Below are 16,060 nucleotides of genomic sequence, written 5' to 3' on the forward strand. Positions count from 1 at the left end.
AATGGTAGAAACGTGACCCTTGAGACAGGACTAACTCATCAGGCAAAGACCCCAGGTAGATCGCCGCTTCAGCCAAGCTATTGGTAATTGCAGGCCGAGAAACAGAAGGCAAGGGCAGGGTAGTCGAGCGATTCTCATGATCCGTCCACACCACCGAGTCACCGGAAACAGCAAGCCGATGCGCCAGCGAGTGACTCCAGCCAAACCCCAGCCCGCAATCCACTTCCACCGCACTGGTGCGATACAACCGTGTCCACTCAAACGGCAGAATCCCATCGAGCGCACCATCGGTCAGTGTCAGCAATTCCTCGCCAGTGACCATCGATACTGGGCAGCCATTGGTTGCGGTCTTGTCCGAAGAAGCCGTCGCATCGCCAGCTGGGTTTTTCGCAACCGCAGGGGCATCGTCGACAGGTTCCTTTCGCACCAACACCGTCCGCTGTTCCACCTTGTCCCTAACCATCGGCACCGGATTGGAAACCACCTGATCCCCAACCTTCAGCGGCACATCCGGAATCACCCTGATCGGCGTCGCCGGGCCCCCCAGCAGAATCGGTTTGGCCAGCTCTGCATGGTCTTCCACGCGTGCCTTCCCGAACTGCCCAGCCATATGTTCCAGCCACCTGCCCGCTCGCTGAGACTTGATGCCCCCCAGCACCTTCGCACTCATGCGCACCGCCATGCCCATCCCGGCAGTAGCAAGACTCAGCAACAAATTGATCAATACCTCGGCGCTGATTTCCCCCAGCAACTCGTTCATGTACGCCGGCGGCAACAGGCGGATCCAGCTGACCATCGCCGACAGATAGATAAACAGCAGCGGCTCATCGCTCAGCACTAACAAGCCCTTAGCGATGCTTTCGGTGCCGAGTTTCAGCAACTGTTCAAATTGGTCCTGAGACAGGTAATGCAGAAGTTTTTCGGCATGCCCCAGCGGGTCTGAGAGCCACTGAAACAGCTGCTTGATGGTGTCCCACAGCGAATGCAACGCCTCACCAAACCCGCGGGCATAGCCTTGATGCAGTGAGAGGTAGCGCTTGAGGAAGTTGGCTTCGGAATAACCCTTCCACAGCGGCTCGAAGGTGCTGCTCCATTCCGCGCGCAGCCAACCTTCCAGCGGTGCGATAACCGACTGATAAGAGGCGTACAACGCCTTGAAATGCGCTTTGGAAACAGTGGGGTAGAAGCTGACCCGGTACTGCTGGTTGCGATCACATTCTGTGATTTCGAGAATGCCGCTGGGGCCAATCGTCTTATGGATCGGCTCACCCAGCGGGCCACCGTTGGGGTCGATGCGTTGCACCATCACGGGCGTACTGCCAATGGGCACGAACCGTGAACTCTGGAACATATGCACCAGGGTCAGCGTGCCGTTGGCCTGGCAGGTTGCGGTGGTGGTGCTGGGAAAAAGCGAAGGGCTGATCGGCGCGACCAGCGTCACTTCATCCCCGACCTTGAATACCTGTTCGATATCCAATGCCGAAAAGCTGAAAAAATTCTCGGCCCAGGCGTCGTAGTGATTAAGGCAGCGCTTGAAGTCGCTGATAACGGCTTCGACGTCTCGCGCCTTCGAATCCATGGTGGCCAGCACCAGGTAGCCAATAGCTTGGCTGGTTAGGCCTATCATGAAGCAGCCCCATCAGCTGGGGCCCACACAAAAAACGCCATCTGCAATCCCTCGCACTGTGTATTCAGGCGAAGGACTTTGCGGACCTTTTCAGGGGAGGGGAGTAGAGGTAATCCGACCATCACGTGGGACGTTTCGACAACGCTCGTCCTTCCTCCACGCGACTGGCGGCTATTGTCAGAAATTTCCCAAAAGAGTACAAATGTACTCCATGACGACTCTGACCCCACGCCGTACCGCCATCCTGACCTTTATCCGTGACCGCATCGCGCAGCAAGGCCAGCCACCCAGCCTCGCCGAGATTGCCGAGGCGTTCGGCTTTGCCTCGCGCAGCGTGGCGCGCAAGCATGTGCTGGCGCTGACCGAAGCCGGGTTTATCGAGGTCAACACTAACCAGGCCAGGGGCATTCGCCTGCTCAATCAACCGGTGCGTCCGGAATGGCTGGATGTGCCGGTGCTCGGTCGAGTCGCTGCCGGTTTGCCCATCGGCGCCGATGCCGAAGTGCACAGCCGCCTGCAACTCGACCCGTCTACCTTCGCAAAAACTCCGGACTATCTGTTGCGGGTGCAGGGTGACTCAATGATTGAGGACGGCATCCTCGATGGTGACCTCGTGGGCGTACGACGCAGTGCCGAGGCGTTGAATGGGCAGATTGTGGTGGCGCGCCTGGACGGTGAAGTGACCATCAAACGGTTCGAACGCAATGGCGACAGCGTGCGCCTGCTGCCGCGCAACCCCGCGTACCAGCCTATCGTGGTGGAGCCCGACCAGGACCTGGCCATCGAAGGCGTGTTCTGCGGTTTGGTGAGGCAAGGCTGATGGGCGCCGTGATTGCACTGGACACGCTGTTCAATGGCGGGCGTGTCTGGAAAGGCCGACCCGCCGCGCCGCCGGCGAGTGTGCATCCCACGGGGTTGGCGGCGCTGGATGCGGTGTTGCCCACGGGCGGCTGGCCGGAGGCGGCCTTGAGTGAAATCCTCATGGCCAAGGACGGTGTGGGTGAGCTGCAACTGGTGCTGCCGACCCTGGCGCGCTTATCAAAGGCGGGGGAGCGAATTGTGTTGGTGGCGCCGCCTCATACGCCCTACCCGCATGCGTGGCAGAACGCCGGGATCGATCTGCGCCTGCTCTCGGTGATCCAGGCCGAGGAGCGCGACGCCTTATGGGCAGTGGAGCAGTGCCTGCGTTCCGGCAGTTGCGGCGCGGTGTTGTGCTGGCCGCGCAAGGCTGATGACCGGGCGCTGCGTCGCCTGCAAGTCGCGGCGGAAACCGGGCAGACCCTGGCATTTGCCTGGCGCGCCTTGGGCGAGGCGATCAACTCATCGCCCGCCGCCTTGCGCCTGGCGGTCGAGGCCAAGCCCGCGCAGGTGCGAGTGCTCAAGTGCCGGGGCGGCCTGGCCCATCCGGCGCCGATTGCGCTGGCGGGGCACTGAGGTTGCCATGCGCTGGGTGTGTATTGTTTTCCCGCAATTGGCGCTGGACGGGGTGCTGCGTGTGCACCCCGAACCGGACCAACCCCTGGCCCTGCTGGCCGGCACGCCGCAGCGACGCGTGCTGCAAACCGTCAATGACGCCGCCCGCGCCTTGGGCCTGCGCCCCGGTCAATCCCTGACGGCTGCGAATGCCCTGGCCAAGACCTTTGCCAGCGCCGAATACGACCCTGCCGAGATCGAGCGCTGCCAACAGTTCCTCGCCGCCTGGGCCTACCAGTTCAGCTCCCAAGTCAGCCTGTATTACCCGCGGGCCTTGCTGTTCGAGATCGAATCGAGCCTGGGGCTGTTCGGGCCGTGGCCGCGGTTTGAAGCGCGCTTGCGCAAGGAATTGACCGAACTGGGCTTTCGTCACCGTATCGTCGCGGCGCCCAACCCGGCCGCCGCGCGGGTGCTGGCCAATATCGATGATGGCCTGGCGGTTACCGATGACGTCCTGATGCAGGCCCTGGCGCCGCTGCCCATCGACCGCGCCGGGCTCGAACCACAGGCCGCCACGGCCCTTTCGCGCATGGGCCTGCGCCGCCTGGCCCAGGTGCAGGCGTTGCCCCGGCATACCTTGGCGCGACGTTTTGATGCCAGTTTGCTCAAGCACCTGGATGCACTGACCGGGCAGCGGCCGCTGGCTTTGGCGTTCTACCAGCCGCCGGACCAGTTTGATGTGCGTATCGAGCTGAATTTCGATGTGCAATCCCACCAGGCGCTGCTGTTTCCTTTAAGACGGTTGACCGGCGATCTGTCCGCGTTTCTGTGCGGCCGCGACAGTGGCGTGCAGCGTTTCGACCTGCACCTGGAACACGCCCAGGCGCCGGACAGTGTGATCAAGGTCGGCCTGCTCAGCGCCGAGCGTGAACCGGCGATGCTGTTTGAATTGGCCCGTGGCCGCCTGGAGCACGTTCAAGTGACCTCACCGGTACGCGGCTTTCGCCTGGTGGCCCAGGACCTGCCAGTGTTCGTGCCGCAACGCCATGACCTGTTCGACGACCGCCCGCAACAGACCCTGCCGTGGGAACAATTGCGCGAGCGCCTGCGCGCGCGCTTGGGGGATGAGGCAGTGCAGGGCCTGCGCTTTCACGCCGACCATCGTCCAGAATGCGCCTGGCAAGCGGCGGCGGATAAAAATCCGTGCCAGGCCTTGAACAAAGTACAACGGCCCGGCTGGCTGCTGCACGAACCCACGCTGCTGGCCGATCACGGTGTGCACATCCTCATGGGCCCGGAACGCATCGAATCCGGCTGGTGGGACGGCGCCGATATCCGCCGTGATTACTACCTCGTCCAGACCCGCGCCGGCCAGCAAGGCTGGGCCTATCGCACCGTGGGGCAAAGCGATGGCCTGTGGCTGCAAGGCTGGTTTGCATGAGCTATGCCGAGCTGCACTGCCTGTCCAACTTCAGCTTCCAGCGCGGTGCATCCAGTGCGCTGGAGTTGTTCGAACGGGCCAAGCGCCAGGGCTACAGCGCTTTGGCGATCACCGACGAATGCACGTTGTCGGGCATCGTGCGCGCTTGGCAGGCGGCGAAGGCGGTGGCGCTGCCGCTGATTATCGGCAGCGAGATGCGCATCGAGAACGGCCCGAAACTGGTGCTGCTGGTGCAAGACCTCAGCGGCTACCAGCACCTGTGCCGCTTGATCACCCTGGCCAGGCGGCGTGCCGAAAAAGGCAGCTATCGCCTGCTGCTGGAAGACTTCGAGCAACCGTTGCCCGGCCTGCTGGCGCTGTGGGTCGCCGAAGACAGCAACACTCAAACCGAGATCCAATGGCTGCGCCGCACCTTTGCCGGGCGCTTGTGGCTGGCGGTGCATTTGCATTGCGGCCAGGACGATGCGCGCCACCTAGAGCAGCGCCTGGCACTGGCGGCCAGCCTGAAAATCCCGGCGGTGGCCTGTGGCGATGTGCATATGCATGCGCGCGGTCGCCGCGCCCTGCAAGACACCATGACTGCCATCCGTCATCACGTGCCAGTGGCCGAGGCCGGCACGCGGCTGCACCCTAATGGCGAGCGGCACCTGCGTTGCCTGGAGGCGTTAAGCACGCTGTACCCCGCGTCGCTGCTCGATGAAACCCAGGCCATCGCCCGCCGTTGCACCTTCGACCTCAGCCAATTGCGCTATCACTACCCACGCGAATTGGTCCCCACCGGCCACAACGCCCAATCCTGGCTGCGCGCCGTGACTGAAGCAGGCATCGCCCAGCGTTGGCCGCAGGGTGTCGACGCCAAGACCTTGCAGCAGATCAACAACGAACTGGAGCTGATCAGCGAGCTGGGCTATGAAAGCTACTTCCTTACGGTGCATGACATTGTGCAGTTCGCCCGCAGCCGTTCGATCCTGTGCCAGGGCCGGGGCTCGGCGGCCAACTCGGCGGTGTGTTTTGCCTTGGGCATCACCGAGATCGACCCAAGCCTGACGAGCATGTTGTTCGAGCGCTTTCTCTCCAGGGAGCGAAATGAACCGCCGGACATCGACGTGGACTTCGAACACGAACGCCGTGAAGAAGTGCTGCAGTACGTGTTTCAGCGCTACGGCCGCACACGTGCAGCGCTGACGGCGGTGGTCAGCAGTTACCACGCGACCGGCGCGGTACGCGATGTGGCCAAGGCCTTGGGCTTGCCGCCGGACCAGATCAATGCGCTGGCCGAGTGTTGCGGGCGTTGGAGCGACGACACGCCGCCCCTGGCGCGCCTGCGTGAAGCCGGCTTTGACCCCGAAAGCCCAATCTTGCGTCGTGTGCTCACGCTCACTCAGCAACTGATCGGCTTCCCCCGGCACCTGTCCCAGCACCCCGGCGGCTTTGTGATTTCCGAATACCCGCTGGACACCCTGGTGCCGGTGGAAAATGCGGCCATGGCCGAGCGCACGATCATCCAGTGGGACAAGGACGACCTCGACGCCGTCGGCCTGCTCAAGGTGGATATTCTCGCTCTGGGGATGCTGAGCGCGATCCGCCGCTGTTTCGACCTGCTGCGCCGCCATCGCAACCGGGATTTGAGCCTGGCGTCGGTGCCCAAGGAGGACCCGGCTACTTACGCGATGATCAGCAAGGCCGATACCATCGGCGTGTTCCAGATCGAGTCGCGGGCGCAAATGTCGATGTTGCCCAGGCTCAAGCCTCAGACGTTTTATGACTTGGTGATCGAGGTCGCCATCGTGCGGCCGGGGCCGATCCAGGGCGGCATGGTGCATCCCTATTTGCGTCGGCGTAACAAGGAGGAGGAGACGACCTATCCCTCGCCGGAACTGAAAGCCGTGCTCGAGCGCACCCTGGGCATTCCGCTGTTCCAGGAACAAGTCATGCAAATCGCCATGGTCGCCGCCGACTATGGCCCCGGCGAGGCCGACCAATTGCGCCGCTCCATGGCTGCCTGGAAACGCCATGGAGGCCTGGAACCGCACCAGCAACGCCTGCGCACTGGCATGTTGAAAAACGGCTACAGCGAAGAGTTTGCCGCGCAGCTCTTCGAGCAGATCAAGGGCTTTGGCAGCTATGGCTTCCCTGAATCCCACGCCGCCAGTTTCGCCTTGCTGACCTACGCCAGTTGCTGGCTCAAATGCCATGAACCCGCGGCGTTTGCTTGTGCGCTGATCAACAGCTGGCCCATGGGCTTCTACAGTCCCGACCAGATCCTGCAGGATGCGCGGCGCCATCGTCTGCAGATTCGCCCGGTGGATGTGCAGGCCAGCGACTGGGATTGCAGCCTGGAACCCATCGACGGTGCGCAGCCGGCGATCCGCATGGGGTTGCGCATGATCTCGGGGTTTCGCGAAGAAGATGGGCGGCGCATCGAAGCGGCGCGCCAACGTCGGGCGTTCAGCGACATCGCTGACTTGGACGAACGCGCCGGACTGGATGCGCGTGCGCAGGCGTTGCTGGCGGATTCCGGTGCCTTACGCGCCCTGGCCGGCAACCGGCACAAGGCGCGTTGGGAAGTGGCGGGGGTGCACAAGCAACTCGGGCTGTTTGCCGGCCTGCCCAGCCCCGACGAAGCCGTGGTCGAGTTGCCGGCACCGACAGTGGGCGAGGACCTGTACGCTGACTACGCGACGGTCGGCACCACCCTTGGCCCGCATCCGTTGGCGTTGTTGCGCGCGCAATTGCGTAAGCGGCGTTGCCGCAGTTCCCAAGAGCTGATGCTGGTCGAGCATGGGCGCAACGTCAGCGTCGCCGGGTTGGTGACCGGTCGGCAGCGCCCAGGCACCGCCAGCGGTGTGACCTTTGTCACCCTGGAAGATGAATTCGGTAACCTCAATGTGGTGGTCTGGCGCGACCTGGCTGAGCGTCAGCGCCAGGCGCTGGTGGGCTCGCGCCTGCTGAAAGTGGACGGGCGCTGGGAAGCAGTGGGTGAAGTGCGGCACCTGATCGCCGGCCGGCTTACCGACCTGACACCACTGTTGGAAGGGATAAATGTGCTCAGCCGGGACTTTCACTGAGGCGGGGGCTTGTGGAGGCGTAACCCCCTAAATTATAAGAGATGAACCATCCGCGTCCGACGCGCTCCAAATTTTTGCGACCGTCTTCTCTTAGCGCAGAGCCAACCGATGCAATTTTTATCCAACTCTCACGGCTGTGAAGGCTGGGCCGGTGAAATGGCCCGGCGGATCCGTGCATTCGATTGGTCGGAGACCGAGCTGGGGGCCATTGAACAGTGGTCCACCAGCTTGGTCTGCAACGTGCAGATGATGCTCGCATCACCCGTGCCGATGGTGATGTTGTGGGGCCGCGCGGGGTACATGATCTACAACGACAGTTATTCGGTGTTTGCGGGTGGTCGCCACCCGTACCTGCTGGGCACGCCGGTAGAACTGGGCTGGCCGGAAGTGGCCGACTTCAACCGTCATGTGCTGGACACCTGCCTGGCGGGCGGGACCTTGTCGTTCAATAACAAAGACCTGGTGTTGTTGCGTAACGGCAAACCGGAAACCGTGTGGCTGGATCTCTATTACAGCCCTGTCGCCGGCGACAGTCAGCAACCCGCAGGAGTGTTGGCGATTGTGGTGGAGACCACCGAGCTGGTGAAATCCGAGCAGGTGCGCCAGGAGCTCACCCATAACCTTGAGCAGCGTGTGGCCGCCGAAGTGCAGGCGCGCTCTGCCGCCGAGGATAAGTTGCGCCAGTCGCAGAAACTCGAAGCCATCGGCGGCCTGACCGGCGGCGTGGCGCACGACTTCAACAACTTGCTGCAAGTGATCGCCGGCAACCTGCACCTGCTCGCCCGCTACGAGCCGGACAACGTGCAGGTGCAGCGACGTGTCGCGGCGGCCATTGCGGCGGTGGATCGTGGTGCCAAGCTGTCATCGCAATTGCTGGCATTCGCCCGACGCCAACCGTTGTCACCGGCGGTGTATAACCCGCAACGCATCTACGCGGGCCTGGGCGAGCTGCTGCAACGGGCGCTTGGGGAAACCATCCACATCGATGTGCAGTTGCCCAAGGATTCGTGGTGCATCAACGTCGACCGCAACCAGTTGGAAAACGCACTGCTCAACCTCGCGATCAATGCCCGCGACGCCATGCAAGGTGAGGGTGTGATCCATATCACCGGCGCGAACATCATCCTCAACCCCGGCGATTGCGCGGGTAAAAGCATCAAGCCCGGTGAGTACGTGCGCCTGGCTGTTACCGATATCGGCGTGGGCATGCCGCCGGCGATCCTGGCGCGGGTGTTTGAGCCGTTCTTTACCACCAAGCGTAACGGGCATGGGACCGGCCTTGGCCTCAGCATGGTGTTTGGCTTTGTGCGCCAGAGCGGCGGGCATGTCGACGTGTGGAGTGAGGAAGGGCGCGGAACCGTGGTGCAGATGTATTTCCCGCGCAGCCTCGGCGAGGAGTGCGAGGACGCCTGTGACGAGCCTCTGCCGCATGCCCATGGCCATGAAACAATCCTGGTGGTCGAGGACAACGAAGACGTGCGCGAGACGGTCGTGGAACTGCTGGAGCAGGCGGGTTATACCGTGCTCTCGGCCGAAGACGGTGACCGCGCGATGAAGATGCTACAGGCCGGTGTACCGCCGGAGCTGATTTTCACCGACGTGGTGATGCCCGGTCGCGTCAAGAGTACCGACCTGGCCGACTGGGCTCGCGCGCAAACACCTCCCGTGGCGGTGCTGTTCACTTCCGGCCACACCCGCGACATTCTCTCCAGCAATCATTTGCTGAGTCCCGAGATTCATCTGCTGAGCAAACCCTACAGCCCCGAGGCCCTGACGCAACGGGTCCGCAGCGTGCTTGCCGCCCAACAAGGTTGTCCATGACTTCACAGCGCAACATCCCCTCGATCACCGCCCAACATACTGGTTTCGTCCGCGTACGCGGCGCCCGCGAACACAACCTGCGAAACGTTGATGTGGATATTCCACGGGATGCCTTGGTGGTGTTTACCGGCGTCTCGGGTTCGGGCAAATCGTCCCTGGCGTTTTCCACGGTGTATGCCGAGGCGCAGCGGCGTTATTTTGAGTCGGTGGCGCCGTATGCGCGGCGGCTGATCGACCAGGTCGGCGTGCCGGATGTGGACAGCATCGAAGGCCTGCCGCCCGCCGTGGCCCTGCAACAGCAGCGTGGTACGCCGAGTGCGCGCTCGTCAGTGGGCAGCGTCACCACGTTGTCGAGCCTGATCCGCATGCTGTACTCCCGCGCCGGCAGTTACCCGCCGGGCCAGGCGATGCTGTACGCCGAGGACTTCTCGCCGAACCTGCCGCAAGGTGCGTGCCCGCAATGTCATGGCCTTGGCCGCGCGTACGAAGTGACCGAGGCATTGATGGTGCCCGATCCCTCTTTGACTATTCGCCAGCGCGCAGTGGCGTCCTGGCCGTTAGCGTGGCAAGGGCAGAACCTGCGCGACATTCTGGTGACCCTGGGCTATGACGTGGATATCCCGTGGCGCGACCTGCCGAAAAAGCAACGCGACTGGATCCTGTTCACCGAAGAAACCCCCACTGTCCCGGTATACGCTGGCTTCACCCCCGAACAGGCCCGCGATGCGCTCAAACGCAAGCTTGAGCCCAGCTACCAAGGCACCTTCAGCGGTGCGCGGCGCTACATCCTGCACACCTTCACCCACACCCAAAGCGCGTTGATGAAAAAGCGCGTCTCGCAGTTCATGCAGGGCAGCGCTTGCCCGTTATGCGAGGGCAAACGCCTGACCAGGGCCGCGCTGTCGGTGAAGTTCGCCGGGGTGGATATCGGTGAGTTGTCGCAGTTGTCATTGGCGCAACTGGCCGAGTTGCTGCGGCCGGTGGCGGCGGGGCAGGACAAGATGAAGCTGTCGGTGGAAAAACGCCTGGCCGCACAACGTATCGCCCAGGACTTGCTCGAGCGGGTCAGTACCTTGACCGAATTGGGCTTGGGCTATTTGTCCCTGGAGCGTAGCACACCGACCTTATCGTCCGGAGAGTTGCAGCGATTGCGCCTGGCTACACAGTTGGGCTCGCAATTATTCGGCGTGATCTATGTGCTGGACGAACCGTCGGCGGGGCTGCACCCGGCAGATGGCGAGGCGCTGTTCACCGCGCTGGATCGTTTGAAAGCGGCGGGCAACTCGTTGTTTGTGGTGGAGCACGACCTGGAAACCATGCGCCGTGCCGACTGGCTGATCGACGTGGGCCCGGCGGCCGGTGAGCATGGCGGGCAAGTGTTGTACAGCGGGCCGCCGGCGGGGCTGGTGCAGGTGGAGGCGTCGCAGACGCGTGAATACCTGTTCGCCGAAAAACGCGTGTCGAATCAGGAACGCCGCGAGCCCTCCGGCTGGCTGAAACTGGACGGCGTGACGCGTAATAATCTCAAGGCCCTTAACGTCGACTTTCCGCTGGGCTGCTTCACCGCAGTCACCGGGATTTCCGGTTCGGGCAAGTCCAGCCTGGTCAGCCAGGCGCTGCTGGAGCTGGTAGGCTGCGGCCTCGGCCGTGTGGTGGAAAGCGACGAAGAGCCGAGCCTGGAAGACGACACGCCGCAAACCAGCGGTGGACGTATCAGCGCCGGGCTCGAGCTGATCCGCCGCCTGGTACAGGTGGACCAGAAACCCATCGGCCGTACCCCGCGCTCCAACCTGGCGACCTACACCGGGCTGTTCGACAACGTGCGCAAACTGTTCGCCGCCACGCCGGCAGCCAGGAAACGTCATTACGACGCCGGCCAATTCTCCTTCAACGTCGCCAAGGGCCGTTGCCCGAACTGCGAGGGTGAAGGGTTTGTCAGCGTCGAGCTGCTATTCATGCCCAGCGTGTACGCGCCATGCCCGACCTGCCACGGCGCGCGGTATAACCCCGAGACGTTGGCGATCAAATGGCAGGGCTTGAGCATCGCCCAGGTGCTGGGGCTGACGGTGGAGCAGGCGGTCGACGTGTTTGCCGAACAACCCAGTGTGTTGCGTTCATTGCAAGTGCTGCGGGATATCGGCCTGGGTTACCTGCGCCTGGGGCAACCGGCGACCGAGCTGTCGGGCGGCGAAGCGCAACGCATCAAACTGGCGACCGAGTTGCAACGCAATGCGCGGGGCGCCACGTTATACGTGCTGGATGAGCCCACGACGGGGCTGCATCCGCGGGATGTGGACCGCTTGCTAAGCCAGCTCAATCAGCTGGTCGATTCGGGGCATACGGTGGTTGTGGTGGAACATGAGATGCGCGTGGTGGCGCAGAGTGATTGGGTGATTGATATCGGGCCGGGGGCAGGCGATTTGGGCGGGACAGTGGTTGCCAGCGGTAGGCCGCATAAAGTCGCCCAAAGCAAAACCAGCCGCACCGCGCCGTTCCTGGCCCGGGAGCTGAGCTAACAGACACTGAAGATCAACTGTGGGAGCAGGCAGGCCAGCCCCCACAGTTTTGATTAGTGTCGGGTCAGTTGGATTTGTGCCTTGGCTTGCTTCACTACATTCTCCAGCGTAAACCCAAACTGCTCCTGCAACTTGGCCAACGGTGCCGACGCGCCAAAGCTGTTCATGACCACTTTGGCCCCGTTCTGCCCCACATACCGATCCCAGCCCAACGGCCCCGCCTGTTCGACCACCACCCGAGCGTTCACTGCCGGCGGTAATACGCTGTCGCGATAGGCTTGGTCCTGGTCTTCAAACAACTCCCAGCTGGGCATGGAGACTACCTGCGCAGCAATCCCTTCGCTTTTCAGTTGCTCATACGCCGCCACAGCCAGGCTGACTTCACTGCCCGTCGCCAACAACAGGACTTTGGGCTCATCGCCACCCGCCAACACATAAGCCCCCTTGGCCGCGCCGGACGCCGCTGCATACTTCGTACGGTCCAACGTCGGCAATGGCTGGCGCGACAACACCATGCAACTCGGTCGATGGGTTTGCGCCAGGGCCACCTTCCACAGTTCCAGGGTTTCATTCGCATCACCGGGTCGCAGGGTCAACAGCCCCGGCGTCGCGCGTAACTGCGTGAGATGCTCGATCGGTTGGTGCGTCGGCCCATCTTCACCCACGCCAATCGAGTCATGGGTAAACACAAACACCACCGGCAACTCCATGATCGCCGCCAGACGAATCGGCGGCTTCATGTAATCGCTGAACACCAGGAATGTCGAGGTGTACGGCCGCAGATAGGACAGCGCCATGCCATTGGCAATCGCGCCCATGGCGTGCTCACGAATGCCGAAGTGCAGGTTGCGTCCGCTGTAGTCGTCGGCACTGAAACGCCCGGCGCCCTCGAAGGTCAGATGGGTCTTGGTCGACGGCGACAGGTCCGCCGAGCCGCCCAGCAACCAGGGGATTTGCTCGGCAAACGCATTCAGTACTTCGCCACCGGCGGCACGGCTGGCCACGCCTTTGGGGTCGCTGTCGAAGTGAGGCACATCGTCCTGCCAGTGCTCAGGCATTTCCCCGGCGCGCATACGGCGCAGCTCGTCGGCCAGTTTCGGCTCGTATTGCTCAAGCTGCGACAGGTGCTGGTTCCAGGCTTCATACAACGGCTGGTTGCGCTCCACCAGCGCATCACGCATCACCGTGCGGGCTGCGTCGGGCACCAGGAAACTCGAATCCTGCGGCCAGCCGTAAGCCGCTTTGGTCAGCCGTATTTCTTCATCGCCCAAGGGCTCGCCATGGGCAGCGGCGGTGTTGTGTTTATGCGGCGAGCCATAGCCGATCACGCTGTCGACTACGATCAGGGTGGGCGCACCGGTGTTGCTCTTGAAGGTCTCCAGCGCCGCGCTCAACGCCTGCAAGTCGTTGGCGTCGGTCACGTGCAAGGTGTGCCAGCCATACGCCTGGAAGCGCTTGATCACGTCCTCGCTGAAGGCCAGCTCGGTATGACCCTCGATGCTGATGGTGTTGTTGTCGTAGATCCAGCACAGGTTCTCCAGCTTCAAGTGCCCGGCCATCGACGCGGCTTCGCTGCTGATGCCTTCCATCATGTCGCCGTCACCGCACAGGGTGTAGACGTTGTAGTCGAACAACACCTTAGCGTCGCGATTGAAGCGTTTTCCCAGCCAGCGCTCGGCCATGGCCATGCCGACACTGTTGGCGCAACCCTGACCAAGTGGGCCGGTGGTGGTCTCGACCCCGGTGGTCATACGGTACTCAGGGTGGCCTGGGGTTTTCGAACCGGCCTGTCGGAACTGCTTGATATCGTCCAGGCTGATCGCCGGCTGGCCGGAACGTTTGCCATGTTCATCAATCTCGACCACGCCGGCCAAGTGCAGCAGCGAATACAGCAGCATTGACGCATGCCCCACTGACAGCACAAAGCGGTCACGGTTGGGCCAGTCGGGATGTTCCGGGTGGTATCGCAGGAAGCGGCTCCACAGCGTATAGCCTACCGGTGCCAGGCCCATGGGCGTGCCCGGATGGCCAGAGTTGGCCTTTTGCACGGCGTCCATGGCCAGGGTGCGGATCGTGTTGATGCATTGCGTGTCGACAGCGGTGGCAGCATGAGTCATGAAACCGGTCTCCCTCGAGTGACTATCTACAGTGGAGGGCGGGGCGCCAGGAAGGTTTGATCGCATCGCCGGTGCCGCGACGAACGGGGGTGTGTTGACCCCGAACATGACAAGACCCCTCGCAATGGTCTAGCTTCTAGGGCGTAAGCCATTGATCAACTTGCGGAGGTACGCCATGCCAGTGAAACACGACCTGTATCAGGACTTGGGGTTGAGCAAGGAAGTCGTTCACGAACGCAGGGCGAGCGACAAACGCCTGGATTCGCTGCTCACTCAATACGACGACGCCGACAAGGAGGTATTGAAGGCGGAATCGGCAAGCGCCAGCGATGAGGATGTGGAGAAACTGAAGAAGAAGCGGTTGTTGATCAAAGACGAGATTGCGGCAAAGTTGGCTTAAGCGACAGTCCGCGTTCCCACAGGGCGCGGACATATTTATTCAGGATTCTCTGAGGGACTGGGTTCCCTTCACCGCCTATGATGCCCACCGCCTACCCGGCTCTGGGGACTGTGGCGGCGTAAGGATTGCGCCGGTGAGCCGGGTGGGTACTTCATTCAGGCCAGCAGCGCCAGGGTGCATTCGTCTATAGAGCGCTGCTGAGTCTCGGCGTATAGCTTCAATTCATCGATCGTCCGGCGCCCCAGCGCCTTTTCAAACTCGGCTTGGTTCGAATTGGCCGCGTAGTGGCTTTGCGCTGCATCCCCCAGGTTCGACTGGAAAATCCCCGCCGCGCTCACCGGCAGAAAATCTTCATAGACCAACGGCTCCACATCGATGTGGCCTGCCACCATCAGTGCTTCCAGGGTGCGCGGTTGATCCGCTGTGCCGCGCGCCGCCAAGCCTTGCTCGGTGACGAAGTAGCGGAAGTACGCCAGGCCCTGTTCACGCATTTGCCCGTAGTTATCCGGGAAGGCCTGGAAGTGCTGCTCCATCAATTGCCTATACCGTGCGGCGTTGTCCTCATTCGGGAAGGCGCCCAGTGCGTCGCGCGCGGCGTTCAGCAGTCGGTCGTACAGCGCACGGCCTTTGGGTGTGAGCGCCACACCGCGCTGCTCGATTTCGCCGAAGCGTGCGCTGTGGCTGCCTTTGGCGTCGGTGAAGGCGATGGGTTCGTCGAGGGCCTTGAAGCTGGTCTGGCGCAGCAGGATCGGGCAATTACGGCGCGGTGGGCCTTCAATCACCGCCTTGGGGGTGATGCCTTTGCCGGGCATGGCGGCCTGCACCTGGTCGATGTCCAGCGTGCGCGGGGTCAGGTGGTTGATATGCGGGCCTTTGAAGGCAACCACGTCGGCGATCAGGCGATGCTGGCCGCTCAATTGCTGATACTGCGTGGCGGTGACGGTAGCGGTGTGGTGCCAGCGGAAGGTTTCCAACGCCTGGCGGATGAATTCATCCGCATCCACGGGGTTGAGGCCGCCGTCCTTTTCCGACTGTTCGATCAGCGCCAGGGCGCCAGGGCTGAAGATCGAGCGTTTGGCCAGGGCGGTTTCGGCGAAGGTGCGCAGGTCGGAATTCTCGATCAATTCCAGGCGTAGCAATGAGGTAAATACGCGAAACGGGCTGGTCTGCAGCGCCTGTTCATGCACCGCGCGAAAGGCGGTGGAGTGCACGGGCACGCCAGCCGGGGTCAGGTCGTAATAGCCCACTGGCTGCATGCCCATCACCGCAAACAAGCGGCTGATGGTCGCCAGCTCTGCAGGCGTGCCCAGGCGGATCGCTCCGTGGCGTTCCATGTCCAGTCGCTGGATTTCGCCGGTGCGTTGCAGTTGCTGCGCCAAGCTCGGTTCGGCGTCGAGCACACGGGTGTTGGTCTCGGCCACCAACTCCATCAACGCGCCATACAGAGGAACTTCATCTCGATACATGTCGGACATGGCCTTGGAAAAACCCTTGCGGATCTCGTCGGGGCTGACATGTGCGGTGGTGGGCATAGAAAAATTCCTGATGGCTATGGCGATGAGGGTGGCCGTTGCCTGGAGTTTGTTGAGCGCAAGGCTTGCCTGCAAACGAAGAATCCTCAGGACTTCATTCTGCAAATGAATGAACAACAGGCTTA

The 16,060-nt window shown here is 62.4% G+C and carries 10 protein-coding genes; 7 read left to right on the forward strand and 3 right to left on the reverse strand.

Translation table 11 applies throughout. The features are described from left to right. A partial coding sequence (locus AACY44_RS16075) for a DUF6531 domain-containing protein (RefSeq protein ID WP_339530637.1) occupies positions 1-1,627 on the reverse strand: 1,627 nt, incomplete at its 3' end. A 202-nt stretch (positions 1,628-1,829) separates the two neighbouring features. Here AACY44_RS16075 and lexA point away from each other — a divergent pair. The 6 genes from lexA to uvrA all read left to right on the forward strand — a co-directional run bounded on the left by lexA (position 1,830) and on the right by uvrA (position 11,886). Further along, complete coding sequence (gene lexA / locus AACY44_RS16080) at positions 1,830-2,447, forward strand: transcriptional repressor LexA (protein ID WP_339530639.1); 618 nt, start codon at positions 1,830-1,832, stop codon at positions 2,445-2,447. Further along, a complete protein-coding gene (gene imuA / locus AACY44_RS16085; RefSeq protein ID WP_339456803.1) occupies positions 2,447-3,061 on the forward strand; it encodes a translesion DNA synthesis-associated protein ImuA in 615 nt (204 codons plus the stop codon). The genes lexA and imuA overlap by 1 nt, the downstream gene beginning before the upstream one ends. Positions 3,062-3,068: 7 nt before the next feature. Continuing rightward, complete coding sequence (locus tag AACY44_RS16090) at positions 3,069-4,481, forward strand: Y-family DNA polymerase (RefSeq protein ID WP_339506358.1); 1,413 nt, start codon at positions 3,069-3,071, stop codon at positions 4,479-4,481. After that, positions 4,457-7,549: an error-prone DNA polymerase gene (locus AACY44_RS16095; protein WP_339415839.1), complete on the forward strand. Its 3,093-nt coding sequence runs from the start codon at positions 4,457-4,459 to the stop codon at positions 7,547-7,549. Before AACY44_RS16090 ends, AACY44_RS16095 begins: the two co-directional genes overlap by 25 nt. A 108-nt stretch (positions 7,550-7,657) precedes the next feature. Continuing rightward, the gene (locus AACY44_RS16100) at positions 7,658-9,370 is read left to right on the forward strand and encodes an ATP-binding protein (protein WP_339530640.1); all 1,713 of its coding nucleotides are present in this window, start codon (positions 7,658-7,660) and stop codon (positions 9,368-9,370) included. Beyond that, entirely contained in the window at positions 9,367-11,886 is a 2,520-nt protein-coding gene (gene uvrA, locus AACY44_RS16105) for an excinuclease ABC subunit UvrA (RefSeq protein ID WP_339506360.1), read from the forward strand. Before AACY44_RS16100 ends, uvrA begins: the two co-directional genes overlap by 4 nt. A gap of 53 nt (positions 11,887-11,939) precedes the next feature. Here the strand turns inward: uvrA and tkt are convergent, their stop codons facing one another. Then, positions 11,940-14,003 (reverse strand): transketolase, encoded by a 2,064-nt coding sequence (gene tkt / locus AACY44_RS16110; RefSeq protein ID WP_339415844.1) that lies wholly within the window; start codon positions 14,001-14,003, stop codon positions 11,940-11,942. A gap of 175 nt (positions 14,004-14,178) precedes the next feature. Here tkt and AACY44_RS16115 point away from each other — a divergent pair, with 175 nt between their 5' ends. Further along, the gene (locus AACY44_RS16115; RefSeq protein ID WP_339415846.1) at positions 14,179-14,403 is read left to right on the forward strand and encodes a DUF465 domain-containing protein; all 225 of its coding nucleotides are present in this window, start codon (positions 14,179-14,181) and stop codon (positions 14,401-14,403) included. Positions 14,404-14,558: 155 nt separating this feature from the next. Here AACY44_RS16115 and hglS read toward each other — a convergent pair whose 3' ends face one another. Then, positions 14,559-15,935 (reverse strand): 2-oxoadipate dioxygenase/decarboxylase HglS, encoded by a 1,377-nt coding sequence (gene hglS, locus AACY44_RS16120; RefSeq protein ID WP_339415848.1) that lies wholly within the window; start codon positions 15,933-15,935, stop codon positions 14,559-14,561. Positions 15,936-16,060: the final 125 nt, after the last annotated feature.

The sequence above is a fragment of the Pseudomonas sp. RA_15y_Pfl1_P11 genome (assembly GCF_963970975.1).
Lineage (GTDB): Bacteria > Pseudomonadota > Gammaproteobacteria > Pseudomonadales > Pseudomonadaceae > Aquipseudomonas > Aquipseudomonas tritici.